Annotated in this window: 7 protein-coding genes; all 7 read right to left on the bottom strand. The window is 30.7% G+C overall.

Annotation, left to right across the window (positions count from 1 at the left end; translation table 4 throughout):
- Positions 1–86: 86 nt before the first annotated feature.
- Positions 87–1,733: a hypothetical protein gene (locus MYB_RS01385; protein WP_022934802.1), complete on the bottom strand. Its 1,647-nt coding sequence runs from the start codon at positions 1,731–1,733 to the stop codon at positions 87–89.
- A gap of 183 nt (positions 1,734–1,916) precedes the next feature.
- Positions 1,917–4,211, bottom strand: coding sequence for an HsdM family class I SAM-dependent methyltransferase (locus MYB_RS03210; protein WP_025279613.1), 2,295 nt, complete (start codon positions 4,209–4,211; stop codon positions 1,917–1,919).
- 410 nt (positions 4,212–4,621) lie between these two features.
- The gene (locus MYB_RS01375; RefSeq protein ID WP_022934803.1) at positions 4,622–7,870 is read right to left on the bottom strand and encodes a P110/LppT family adhesin N-terminal domain; all 3,249 of its coding nucleotides are present in this window, start codon (positions 7,868–7,870) and stop codon (positions 4,622–4,624) included.
- Positions 7,871–7,892: 22 nt separating this feature from the next.
- A complete protein-coding gene (locus tag MYB_RS01370; protein WP_022934804.1) occupies positions 7,893–11,117 on the bottom strand; it encodes a P97 family adhesin in 3,225 nt (1,074 codons plus the stop codon).
- 564 nt (positions 11,118–11,681) lie between these two features.
- A complete protein-coding gene (yihA, locus tag MYB_RS01365) occupies positions 11,682–12,221 on the bottom strand; it encodes a ribosome biogenesis GTP-binding protein YihA/YsxC (protein ID WP_022935015.1) in 540 nt (179 codons plus the stop codon).
- Between the two features lie 37 nt (positions 12,222–12,258).
- Positions 12,259–13,464 (bottom strand): acetate/propionate family kinase, encoded by a 1,206-nt coding sequence (locus MYB_RS01360; protein ID WP_022935014.1) that lies wholly within the window; start codon positions 13,462–13,464, stop codon positions 12,259–12,261.
- Positions 13,464–14,420: a phosphate acetyltransferase gene (locus tag MYB_RS01355; protein ID WP_022935013.1), complete on the bottom strand. Its 957-nt coding sequence runs from the start codon at positions 14,418–14,420 to the stop codon at positions 13,464–13,466. The genes MYB_RS01360 and MYB_RS01355 overlap by 1 nt, the downstream gene beginning before the upstream one ends.
- Positions 14,421–14,472 lie beyond the last annotated feature (52 nt).

Below are 14,472 nucleotides of genomic sequence, written 5' to 3'. Positions count from 1 at the left end.
GCAATCATACAACAAAATTTTAAAAAATTAATAAAATAATTAAAAAACACCCGTTTTGGGTGTTTTTTAATATGAAATTTGTTCAATTAGTATCTTTCAGGAAACATATTTCAAAAGTTAGGTAAGTTTACAGTTTGTGTTTTACCTTTAAATGTGACAACTATTTCAGTTTTAGTTGGATCAAATAAACTACTTAATTCAACATAGAATCCAAATTTATGTCCACTTTTAACATCTATATTTTTACCTCATTTATTATAAATCTTAAATTTGATAGAGTTGCCATTGTTACCATCATCAACCAATTTTTGACCTTCAACTTTATAATGCAATGTAACATCTGGTGCATCTGGGTGTTTTAATTCAACTGTTAATTTATCATTTTCTTTTGCTTGGTCACTATTTTCAATAGTAACATATTTATTTCAGGTACCTCTATTTCAAACTTCACGTTGTTGTCAATCACTTAATTTTGTAACTTTAGGTGGTGTTTTAGACCCTGTTACTTGAAAGTATGTTCCATTTCTAAATCCAGTAAATGACATTGTTAATCTAGATTTAGCTGGGTCAAAACGTTGACCTAAACGGATTTGAAAAGTAATCACCCCTTTGTTATCATCTGCCTTATATGTTTTTTCAAACATACTAATATCATTTTTATTAGACCCATAGTTAGTAATTAATGTAGCTTTGTGACCATCTACTATATATGAAACACTAGATGATTTGTTACCTTCTTGAATATTCATATTTATGTAGAATTTTCTCTCATCATTTTCAAAAAATCTATATTCATTAGGAATAGATACTTGATATCATCTCAAGTCAGGTACAAACCCAGTTCATTGGCTATGATCTAAAACACCTAAATAATCATCTGGAGCATTAAGAGTTACATAACCGTTAGGCTTATAATGGTTGGTAGTAGCTCTAACTTCTGCGCTACGACTTTGAAAAACAGGAGTGATTTTAAAGTCTTTATAAGATGATTTTCATTGTGGCCTTGCTGGCGGTGTGTATTTAGGAGTTGACTGAACTAGTTTGAGTAAATCTACATCACTCATTTGGTCTTCTCTTTGTGGGCTTGGTATAGATTCGACTGAACGACGTTTTCTACTTTTAACTTTAGTTTGTGTTGATTTTGCTGCTTTTGATTCATAAATTGGTTTTGGTTGTGGTTTATTAGTTGGCTTAATTTCAATCGCTCTTCCATCAAGTCCTAATTGAAATTTGAAAGTTGATAAATCTCAAGCATACATTCCTGAAAATTTCACTGTTAAAGTATAAGTTTTAGATTGCTCATTGTATTTTCCGTTTTCCAATGAAACTTTGGTTGGCAAAATACTGTTGGTAATTTCATCCACTTTATTTTTGTAACCAAGATACATAACATTGTCATCTTCAGCATTTGGATGCGACAATGTAAAACTAATAAAAAGTGAATCTAAATTTAAATCACTAATTTCACTGCTTTGAAGTGGTAAACTAACATTTATATAATTAAATGAATCTGCATTTTGAAAAACAGTTTTTTCAAAATAAGCTGTAGCTTTGGTTTGTGTTGATTGCACAGTTTGTGAAGCAAAAGATTGGGCACTAAAACTAGGTGTGCTTTGGTTATTGGTGAAATTATCAACTGTTGTTTTATTGTGGCTAAAACCTAGTAACGAAGTTGTAGCAATCACAGATGTAGACAACAAGATAAAAAAATTTTTCAATGATGCCTTTTTCATATAACTCCTTTTTAATTTTTAACAAAATAAACAAAAAATTGAAATCAATTAGATAATTCAACTATATTATAATGACATTGTTTAAAAGTAAATAAAAATATTATTGAGTTTTTTAAAAAAGCAATTTATTTGACAAACATATAAAAAACAATTGTTCCTATGTTTGGACTCGACTAGATAAAATTAATTATTTCTAATTTTTAAATTAGCAATATAATCAGACATATATTTAATATCTAAATCACCTTGTGAATCAACTGGTAATTTAATCATAATTTCAGGATTTAAGTCCTTACGAGTAAGTCCATGATTAACATACTTGTGGAGTCGTTCACTAATGACTGTGCTTAAATAAAATAAGGCATTGTCATCAAATCTATTTTGTCACATTGGTTTTAAATCACAAATGGTTACAAAATTAGTGGCTGCAAATTCGAAGTCACAATAAAAGGTTTTGCCACCGCCACCATCACCACCATTGATGATAACAATTTTGTTTTTTCAGCTTTGATTGTATTGTTCAACTAAACCACCAACTCCATTGTTGTCCTTTTTAGCAATAATTAGTGGAATGCCAGATTTAAATTTGTTTTCAATTTTTCTATCAATAGACTTTTTCTCTGAACCAATTGCAATTTTTTCAATTAGTTCAACAATTTTAAACTTTTTAAATTCAACTTGATGGTTATAAAAATCTGGGTCATCTTTAAAATTGTATTTATTGTATTTAATTTTGATGCCAGAAAGAATTTTAGCTGCCAGATTTTCACGAATGGTTTTGACAAAAGTGCTTTGGACCACTTCATATGGTCGATGGGAGTTAAAGTTCTCAAATAAGAGTTGATCATTATAATTAACTGTTTTTTCAAAAGCTAAAAATTCATCATATATTTTATGCTTGTAAGCATTTATGACTTGAGTCCTAATCTCATTTCATTTACTTGTTGGATATCGAAAGTTATCTTTGGGATGATAAAAACCATCATCTTTCATATTGATAAAAAGACTTTGTTGCTCAAAATTAGTTGTGGACTGATTTAGTAAATTAAGATCATATTCTCTATTTTTTTTAAAAATAGCAATTGCAGTGGCCACACCTGCATTTGGTGCAAACAAGTCATCAGGTAAGGAAATTACAGCTTCGAGTTTACAAAAACTAAATATTTGTTTTAAATAATCTTGATTAAAAAAATTTTTGCTACTTTTACCTTTTAAAACCGTTTTGGGCACAATAGTGGCTAAAAGGCCACCAATTTTTAAAAATTTAAGTGTTTCTAAAACGAATTTAAGTTCATGATCTTTCTGATTAAAGGGTGGATTCATTAACACTTTGTTATAAGTGAGACCGGATAGTGCATTGAAACAATTGTCAAAAATAATCATAGAACTACCATCATTGTGCATCATCATATTAACAGATGCAAGTGTTGCATTAAATTCATTGACTTCAATCCCAATTAGTCTACTTTGCTTAATAGTGCTAATTTCTTCTGTTATTTTTTTCTTATTGCTTCCAAGTTTGCTTTCAACATCTTTAACCATAAGGGCAAGAGCGTTGGTTAAAAATGTTCCACTTCCGCAAGTTGGATCTAATATATGATCTTGATAGCTAAGATCAATTAATTCAGCCATTAATTGAGCAATATGGTCTGGAGTAAACACTTCACCTTTTTCATTAGCATTTGCACTATTTCATTTGCGAAATACTTGCAAAAAGCGATTCATAATATCAAAACCTTCAAAATCTGAATCAAGATGAATATTATTATAAATTCTTACTATAGTTTCTAAGATATTATGAATATCATTGACACTGGCATTTTGAATAGTTGACTCTTCAAGACATCTGATTAAATAATTTTTAGTACGAACTTTATTAATGTTGTCATTATTATCGATTTCTTTATTTAGTGCTTGTATTAATCTTTGTAATATGGAAATAGTATTATTGTCACTAAAGATATTTTGCATTAGCTTATCGAAGTCTTTGTGCAAAGTTTTGATGACAAAGATAGCGCCAATAAAGTGAACATTTAATTGTTTGTCGATATTGGCGTTTCAAAACAAATCAACTAAGTTCTTAGTTTCTTCTGCAACTTTTTGAGCATTATTAACTTTTAAATTAGGAAAATAAGTATTTTTATAATATTCCTTATTTTGCACAGTTGTTTCACTTGCAACTAATTCACCTTTGAGATAAACTCTTAATTCACTTTTGTTGTATTCAAAGCCAATAAAGTTAGGGTTGGGCTCATTGGTCATATAGTCTTTAAGTTGACCTGTAAATTTTTTACCTTCTGCTTTTGCATCTAAAATAAAGGTAATACCTTCATAATAAAAATAGCCATCAGGTTTGGTGGCCTGTTTACCATTTGTTATTTTTTTATAAAAAGGGATAGTACCATCAGTACGATTTTTCAAACCCAATTTGTTTGTAAAATCTTTAACTACATCAAATTCTTTATCTTTATTAGACATTTGTGGTACTCCTTTTAAATAATAATTTAACTAAAATTAAATATTTTTAATTATAGCATTTTAAAAGCATAAATATTTATAAAAATAATTAAAAGCATTTTTATAGATTAATTTACTTACTTATACTTTTAAAAACAATATATATTAATAGAATAAAAAACACAAATGATTGCTCATTTGTGTTTGATTGTTATTGATATGAAAATTTTTAATTTAATTTTTAAGGATAAGGATTTTGTTTGTTAGTTGTGTTTGTGAAATTTATTTTTGCACTAACACTTTTTTTTAGTAGATAAACTACTTAAGATTTTACTTCTAAAAAAGATTTAAAGTGTTGTACATTTGAATAAGTTGGGTTTGGGTTGGGTTAACTGCTAACAGTAGAGCTACTGGTGCCTTGTCCGTTGGTGTTAGTTTGTTGAGTTTGAAGTATTACTACTTTGGGTTTGTTTACCTTGGTTTTGAGCACCTTCAGCTTCTTGATCTTCAGTGAAGTATTGTTTTATAAATGCTTTAGCAATTTGACGACGAACTTCAGAGTTTTGGGTTACACCATGTTCATCTTTATCTTTGAAAACAGCCATAGCTTTGAAGGTAATGTGGTTTTGTTCTGATCCAAAAGCAGGATCACCAATACTATAAAAATCAATTCCACGATTAATAAATGATGTTGCTTTTTTATCAGCACTATATGGTGTACTATCAACATAAACAGGTTGACTAAACTCTGATTTAATTGGATTGTTTAATGGATTCTTAATAGCTGATGAATAAAGAGTAAAATTAATAGAGTTTTTAATATCTTTAGATTTACTTGGATCTGGTAAATTCTTAATATTTATTTCTAGTAATAGAGTAGGATCATCATTATTTGTTTTAGAAATAAAATCACCATAATCCAAATCTCCATTAAATGTATTTTTGAATGAACTATCTTTGTACTCAACTCCAGTTTTATTAGCACCACTAGAAACCTCAGTGGATTTTAATAATTGAAATACTTTGTGATCAGTTTTTTCTATAACACCTTTAGATGTGGATGTAAATAATGCAACAATATCTCCAGAGGCTTTATCACCTCCATTGCTTCCTTGAACATTATTATAAGTAATTCCAATAATATACCCTTCTTTATTAATTTTTCCAACACCAGCTTCTGTATTAATTGTACTTGCAATATTAGGAACTTTTTCAATAAATAATCCAACTTCATTCTCATTAGATGAACTTGTTTTAGATGCTAAAAAGTAAGTTCTAATACCTGTTTTTAATTGACTTGCTTTAAAAGCTAATCATAAAGTTCCATTTTTTAAAGTAGTTTCTTCTGTATTATTACCACTAGTAGATTTGTTTGCACTATCTGAAAATTTTAAAACTTCATCTTTATTTTTTAATGCTAAACCTTGTGAACTAAATTCAAATTTTGTTTTATCAGATAATGTAAATATTTGTTTAGAACTATCATAATTTTGTAATTTTAATGCTTCAGTTCCTGTTGTAGATTGCATACCACCTGTTGTTCCAGGTTTTGTTGTTTCTTTTTGTTCAACCAATCTATCGAAAGTTGCATCAACAAATACATCTGCTCCAAATTTAGATGCTGCATCATAAGCATAATTTGGTGCACTTACATTCGAAATATCAAATGAGTACGCTTTAAGTTCTTTAGAACCTGCCATAGCTTTAACGTAAATAGTGTATTTGCTTGTTTGTTTGTCAAATTGACCTTTTAAAGCAAGGGTTACACCTTTTGGCAATGCATCATTAAATGATGTTAATGTATCTTTAATATATTGACCATATGTTTTCTCATCTAATTTTGCATCATTTCCACTTCGATCTAATAAGAATGCTAATTGACTAACAGCTAAATTAATATTTGATGCAGATGATGCATTAAATGCAGCAATTGCATTATCTAAGTGGTTAGCAAATAGAATTGGAGCTTTTGAATCAATATCAAAACTAAATTTAGAAGCATTTTGAGGTTGTGAAGATTGTACAGTTCCTTGTTGTGAAGGAAGACTATCAGCTACTAATTGGTTAACAGTTTCACCACGAGTGTCTAAAATTAAGTTAGTTCCTGCTTGGAATGTTTTTGCAGTATCTACATTAATTCCTTGTGGAATTGATGAACTACCTTCTTTTTGTTGGTATTGAATTGATAATTTAAGTGAATCAGTTGCTTTTAATGATTCAATTTCTTCTGCACTTGGTGCAGCATCACCTTGAGCAATATTAATTGCGAATCCACTTAAATCAGAATTTGAACTAGAACCAAATTGTTGACCTGAAACTTTTTCAAATCAAAATCCAAAATCTTTAACATTTGCATCTTGTGTATTAAATGGTGCTACATTTGCTAATTCTGTTGGTAATGAAGGTGCATAAACAACATCTGCAATTCCTAAGTGAGCAGTTGCAAGTGCTTTTGCAATTCCTGGTTTTAATTTGTATGAATTAGCAAATGACTGAATTAATTTGTCTTGTGTGTCTTGACTAGTATTACCTAAATTAGTGAAATTTAATGTAGTTGGTAATTTTGTACCATCTGGTCCAACAATTTCAACATCAATTGATAATGTTTGATTAATGTTATTTACATTACTAAATTTCAATTTGTTGTTTGCATCAACAACTGGTGCAATGTAGTATGAATCAGGTAAGAATGTAAAATCACCATTTGTATCTTTAAGATTGAAGCCACCAACTTCAGCTAAAGCGACTTTGAATGCATGTGCTAATTCTCTTGAAGAAGTAGTACTTGTTGTTGAAGTTTGGCTTGCAACAGTTTGTCCATCTGCTTGTTTTGGACGACGCCCTTCAGCAGAAGTTGTTGATGGAGCTTTAGGATTATCTACTGGAGCAGTAGAAGTTCCTGCTGATTGTCCAGGAGTTCCTGCTGATTGTCCAGGAGTTCCTGCTGATTGTCCAGGAGTTCCTGGATTTGCAGGAGTTGCTGGATTTGCAGGAGTTTTTGGAGCAACTGGAGCTGTTGTGTTTCCTGATTTAGGAGTTAAGTTTTGACTAAATAGTTCTTGCAACTTAAGAGCAACTGCTGTTGCAGTTTTGTCTTGAACTTCATCTTTAACTTTAATACTTGATTCAGTACTTTTAATAAAGAAGTTGTTACTTGCATTTACTTGAGCATCAGGTAAAAATCCTGAAATTGATCCAGTTGCCTGATAGAAAATATTGTTTTTAGTATCAGTACCAATTACATAAATATTGTTAATTACACCATCTTTAGTTGCAACTGAAGGGTTTGAACTATTTTCAGTTTTACTAATGGTACGTAATTCAAATTCCATATCTGGATCTTTGTCTTTCAAGGCTTTTAAATCAACTGCATCGATTAGTTCAAAACTATATGATTTGTCATTGTGTAGTTCAAGAGCTGTTGAAGCAGTTAATCTGTCTTTGTATTTATCATTTAATTGTAATTTAGCAACACCAGTTTTAAAATTTTCCTCAGTAATGGTAAATTTTTGAACTGATTGTGTTGCTGCTTCAACACCAGTTCTTTGATTTATTTTTTCATTATAACTAGCGTCAATTGCATTTTTACCAACTATTGGAGAAGCAATAGCAGCTATCAAAATTGCTGTGGTTGCCCCAACAATTAGTCCGCCTTTTCAATTTAAAAATTTTTTAATCATTATTATATGTCCTTAAGTTTGATTATTTTGTAGTAGCGCTTGTTGTAGTGGTCATAGTAGTGCTTGGAGTACCACTTGTTGTAGAGCTTGTTGTAGCAACTGAACTTCCAGATTGTTGTGCTGTACTATTTACAGTTTTAGGTGTTGCTTTGTAAACAAATATTCTAATAGGAGTGGTTGCTTTGTCAGCTCCTTTTCCTAAAATTAGGTTTAAAGTTTTATATGAACGAAGTCCTTCTGGATCAACAATAGCTTTTGTTGTATCACCACTTATTGTAAATCCTGGAGCAACAGATGATAAGTAGTCACTTAATCCTTGAAGTCCAATACTTGAAAGAGTATCGTTTGTAATTGTAGTAGCTGGTGTGCCAGAATCTACTGTTGCTTTTAATTTATCATATTCATCAGCACTAACTCAAACATTATTATAAATAGATGGAATGTTTGCAACAATTTGGTTTAATGATTGAACTTCAGATGAAACTTCTTGCCCTTGAACTTGAACTGAACCTATAGTAGTAGTATCTTCACTAGATTGGTATAATTGTTGTTCGCTATTATTGTCACCAACTAATTTTAAAGTGTATTGATACTTAAAGTTGTTTGCTTTGGAATTTGCAAGTGTTCCATCACTTTGAATTCCAATTCCATAACTTAATTGAGCACCTTTACCAATTGGAAGAAGTGGGAATCCAACACCAGGAGCAGATAATAAACGAACTTTAGTATACATTGCAATTAAAAGTTCAGCTGCATTTGTAAATGAAGGTAATTCATTAATTTTATCAATTCTATTACTAAAAATATCTGCTTGTTTTAAATCAATAATACTTTTTAGAACATCATAGTCACTATTTTCTGTATTTTGAATTTTTGAATATGGAGTTGTGGTATTAGCTGTGATATCACTTATTTTACTTCAATTTACTAAAACAGATTGGTGTAATAAAGTACCTTTTTCTTGGTTTTCATTGTTAATAACAAAGAATCTCATTGGATTATTTGTGCTACCTTGATTTGTAGTAACAGCTTGAGTTTGCATAACATTACCTTGAGTTTGTTGTGCAGCATCACCATCAACATTTTTAATAGCAATATCTTTTAGTTGATTAAAAATAGGTTTTGTAACATCTATTGTTTTACCTTTTTCAACAAGTCCAGCTGCTTCTAACATTTTTAAAAATTGTGGAGCAGCTTTATCTAATCCTTCGTTTGCCAATGCAAAGTAGTAACGAGATACACTTAAATCAGTTGGTAGGAATTTAGATTTAATATTGAAAATACCATTTTTTTTGTTTAATTTTGATGTATCAAGACTAAAATCACTTGCAATTTGTGCATCTGTTGGCAATACAAATTTAGATGTTAATGCTTCCAAACGTTCACCGGTGTAAAATCTAACATCAGTTGTTGTAGGATCTGCAAGAACATTTTTAGCAGCATCAGGATTTTGTGATTGAAGAGCAGCTGAAATTGCACTATAATCTAATGCATTTGTTCCAAATTTTTTGTCTTTTTGGAAAATCAATCTACCTTCAAAAACAGGTGTTGTTTGTGATGTTTGTTGTCCTGCTTGTTGTTGTCCTTGTTGTGGTTGCTGTGCTCCTGGTATAACTATTGGTTTCTCTTTATTTTCTTCATCAAATAAGGTTTTCAAATAAGAACCACCAGCTTCTTTAAAGTTGTCTAGTGTTAAAGTAAAGTCTTTAGTAAATAATGATGTATTTTGTGCTGAAGAAACAGAAATTGTTCCTGCTATAGTTGCAACAACTTTACCATCTTTGTTTTCAAGACCTAAAGAATCACCATCAAATTTAACAGTTGATTTTAATTCACCAATTTTGTTATCAATTATTGCTTTGTTTGTATCATTTTCACCATTTAAAGTAAAATCTGAAATACTTAATGGTTTGTTAAGTGAAGATTCAATGTAAAGTTTAGCATATGCATCTTTATATGCTTTACTTGGGAAGAAAAATGAATTATATGCAAAAATTCAATCAAGTGGATCTTGTTTTTTCAAATCAATTTTAACTGTTTCTGAAGTTGAAGTTGTTGAAGTACTTGCTTGAGTTGCTACTCCACTTGCAGAAGGTGTTGATGAATCTGCTGCAGGTGTTGTGTAATAATCACTTTCTTGTAGTGTTGGTGCTACAGCAAATTGACTTGCAGGTGTTGATGAATCTGCAAATGCTGTTAAAGGAATTTCTAAAATATCAATGTGTTTTGCATCAATACCTTTAAGCCCTTGGTGTTTAGCTTTAAATGAATCACTAAATTCTGTTTGTAAGAAAATTTTAGCTGATTTACCACCATTTTCTAGTGTAATGTATTCAGTATTGTTATTTGGATTTTTAATTAAAGATACTTTGTAACGAAGTTTGTTATTTGTTGTTGTAGTAGTTGCATCTTGTGTTGCTTTAGGTCCAGGTTGATTAGTAGTTTGACTTGCAACAGGAGTTGTTGTATTAGTGGTAATTACATTTTCACTGTTACTATTAATTTCGCTTAAAATTGATGAAACATTAAAATATTTCCCTAATTTAGTAATTGCATCTTCTGAAGAAGTAGCACTATTTACATCAGTTACAAAGTCTTGAACTGGTGTAAGTTCTAAAATAGCTCTATCTGTAGTGACATCAGCAAGAGTGTAAGCTTTTAGTGAGTTAGTTACATTTGGATTTTGTCCATTTGAATTTTGTCCACTAGCAGCACCTGTAAAGCTTTTTCTAGTTACATCGTGAGCAAATGCTGCAAGGTTAAATTCTGGTTTGTAACCAAATGAGATAGTCGCTTTAGAAACTGATGATTTAACAAAGTCTCCACGATCATTTGCCTTTGTTGATTGAACATAGAAGTATACATCAAAATTTTGTTTTTCATCATTTGGTTTGATATCAACAACTTTGATTTGAGCATCTGAAAAACTAACTTTTTCATAGCCTTTTTCATCTTTTTTTGTAGCTTGTTGACCTTTGAAAAAGTCGATAAGTCCATCAACATTTCAACTTCCATCTTTTTGTTTTTTACTTAAAACTTTAGATTTTAAGTCAGCATATGTGGTTTTATAATCATAAGTTCCTTGAGTAAATGCGGCATTTGTAATTTGGCTAAGATCTTTTGTAACCGCCTCAAGTGGGTCACTTGGATAAGTGTATTTAGAAGTGGCTGCAATAGGTGCCGCAACAATAACTACTGATGCTACTGCAGTCCCTCCTATAATTAGATATTTTAAATTTTTTTTCATTAAAATCCTTTTTTAAAATTAAAAATTTGTTATATATTTTATATGAAAAAAATAAAAATCATATTTTTTATGCCACTTTTTTTTTTTTTTTAATTGCTAAAAAAAATCGGCTAATTACTTAGATTTATCTAGGTAATTAGCTGCTTTAAAATCCGAATTTATAATTAAATTAGGTTTGCCAATCTTGATTATTTTTAATATAAAGTAACAACTTTAGTTGGTATTTTTTATATTTATAGAAAATAAAAAACATGAACTATAAAAATTCATGTTTTTAAAAAATTAATTAAACAAAGTTTGTTTCAATTATATAGACTTATATATTATATATAATTGAAACAAAAAAATGAAGGTTTGTTAAATCAATGATTGTAGATTATTTTAAACAAAATATAAGACTTGAAGGATTTATGATTTAAAATTCATACTTTTTAAAAAATTAAATTCTACAACATAGATATAAATAAAGATGATTTGTTATATAAAAAGATTTTTTTACCAATTTGATTTATTATTCAATAAAAACTGAATTATAAATACTTTTAATTAAAAATTTTATTGAAATTAATAATTAATAATGGATCTAATAGCATCAAGCTGAACTTTGTTTTTAGCTGAGACAAATACAATTGCTAAATTAAGTTTTTTAGCCTGATTGGCTATTTTAGCCTTTTGGCTTTGGTTAGTTTTGTCAACTTTGTTGGCAATAACTATTACTTTGTGACCAAGGCCAATTAGGTATTCAAGCATTTGATAGTCAAGCTCTTGAAAACCTATTGTAGCATCTATAATTAAAAAGATACCACTAAGTTGCGCATTTCGAAAAAAGTCCGCGAGCATCAGAGAAATGCGACTTTTCTGAGCGATGCTTAATCTAGCATAACCATAACCTGGCAAGTCAATGACAATTTTGTCCTTAACTTGAAAATAATTGATAAGTTGGGTTCGCCCTGGTTGTTTTGAAACCCGGGCAATCTTGCAATTTGCTAATGCATTAATTAATGATGACTTACCGACATTTGATCGGCCAATGAATGCAAATTGCTCCAAACTTGTTTGATATCAACTATTTTTGCTCGCGGCTGATTTAATAAATTTTCACATTTAATTAAACCAAAATATATTATACACTAAAATAAAATTATTTTCAAGATTTAATAGCATTTTGTGCAATTAATAACTCTTCATTGGTTTTTATGACATAAATTGGCAAGTCAGAGCTTGCATCTGAAACCAATTCCACTGGGCCAAACTCTTTTAATGGAGCAGTGTTTTTAGTTTGATTTAACACTAAATTTAATTTAGGTAAATTAATTTTATCAATAATGCGTTGACGCATTGAAGCTGAGTTTTCACCAACTCCCCCAGTGAAAACAAGAGCTTGAATTGATTTACCTACTTTGTTAATATAATTAACTAAGTAGTCAGCAATTTTTTGGGCATAGAGTTCAAGAGTAAATTCAGCTTGAGCATTACCGTCTTTGGCAGCTTGTGATAAATCACGCATATCTGAAGAGATACCAGAGACTCCAAGTACTCCTGATTTTTTATTGAGTATATCAGTGAATTCATCAATTGATAGTCCAGCTTGGTGGTAAACAAAGTGGTGGATTGATGGATCGATGTCACCACTACGGGTTCCCATCATCAGACCAGCTAGTGGAGTAAGTCCCATGCTAGTATCAATTGATTTAGAATCTTTGATAGCAGCTAGTGAAGCACCATTACCAATGTGCATATTAACATAGTCAACAGTTGCAACACCAAGGGTTTGCTCTAAAGTGTTGGTTATATATTTGTGACTAATTCCGTGAAATCCGTATTTACGGATTTGGTATTTTTCACTTAGTTCTGAACTAATTGGATAAGTGTAGTTAATTTTGGGAATGTCAGCATGAAAGGCAGTATCAAAGCTTGCTGCTAATTTCACATTTGGTAGCACTGCTTGGATTGCTCTGATGCTCTCAATAGCTGATGGGTTGTGTAGTGGCGCAAATTTAGCAAGCGCTTGAATGTGACCAATAGCTGACTCATCGAGTTTGACAGGACCACGGAAGATGCTGCCACCGTGAACTACCCTAAATCCGGCAATTTCAATTTCATCGATTGAGCCAACAATTTGGTGCTCACTTCAAAGCTCAATAAGTTTTTCCACAGCTGCTTTGTGATTTGCAACTTCAAAGTTAATTTGAGTTGATCCAGTTGGTCCTACAACTTTAAAAAGACCACCTGTAATCCCAATACGTTCAACTAAACCTGAAGCAATTAGTTGTAACTGATTTTTACTAAAAATCTGTCATTTAATTGATGATGAACCAGCGTTGATAACAAGTACTTTAGTATTCATTATTTATCTCCTTTAATTTGTAAAGCAGTAATTAAAGCTGTGTTGTAAATATCTTCAACAGTTGCTCCGCGTGATAGGTCATTAATTGGTTGGGCAATTCCAACAATGATTGGCCCAATTGCCCCATAGTTACCTAAACGCTGCGCAATTTTGTAACCAATATTTCCAGCATCAAGTGATGGAAAGATTAAGACATTGGCATTTTCTTGACTTACTTCACCTTTATATTTTTGCTTGCGCACACCATAGTCAAGGGCTGCATCAAATTGGATCTCCCCACTTGCTTTGTAGCTAGCAGTTTCATTATAAATTTGGGTAGCTTGGGCTACAGCATCTGATTGAGGACTTTTTGCTGAACCAGTAGTTGAAAATGATAGAAAAGCAGGATTTGGTACAAAACCTAATTGCAGACCAAAATCCACTGCATTTTTGGCAATATCAACTAACTGCTCCACATTTGGTGCAATATTTACTGAGATGTCACTAAATAAGAGTTTTTGTTCATCTTTGTGAACAATCATCACAGATGAGATGGTTTGAATTCCAGGTTTTGGACCCACAATTTTAAAAGCTGCTCTTAAAATGTCAGCAGTTGGATAAGCAAGACCACCAATAACTCCATCAACTTTACCAGTTTTTAAAAGCATAGTTCCATAAAATGGTAAAGTAGCAATTTGTTTTTGAGCACTTTCAAGGTTTTCTTTACCTTTTCTAATTTCAATAAATTGTTCCACAAACGCCTTGGTTTGTAATTCATTGACAACATGTTGCTCGATGTCAACACCTTCTAATGCTTTACTTACAAGTAAGATTGGACGCACTAATTTACTTGCTGCTAATCTTCTAGCTGCTTCAATAGCACGAGCATCTTCACCATCAATGATTAAGATGCTTTTGATGCCACCTTGCTGTTGAGCAGCTAAAACTTGAGCTTCTAATTCTTTTTGATAATTCATTTTTTTATCTCCTATTTTTAATGATTAGAAAATCAATTACAAAGTTTAAACA

This window comes from Mesomycoplasma bovoculi M165/69, from assembly GCF_000524555.1.
Lineage (GTDB): Bacteria > Bacillota_I > Bacilli_A > Mycoplasmatales > Metamycoplasmataceae > Mesomycoplasma > Mesomycoplasma bovoculi.
Note: the sequence above shows the minus strand (reverse complement) of the source record. Positions and strands in the feature narration are given on the sequence as shown.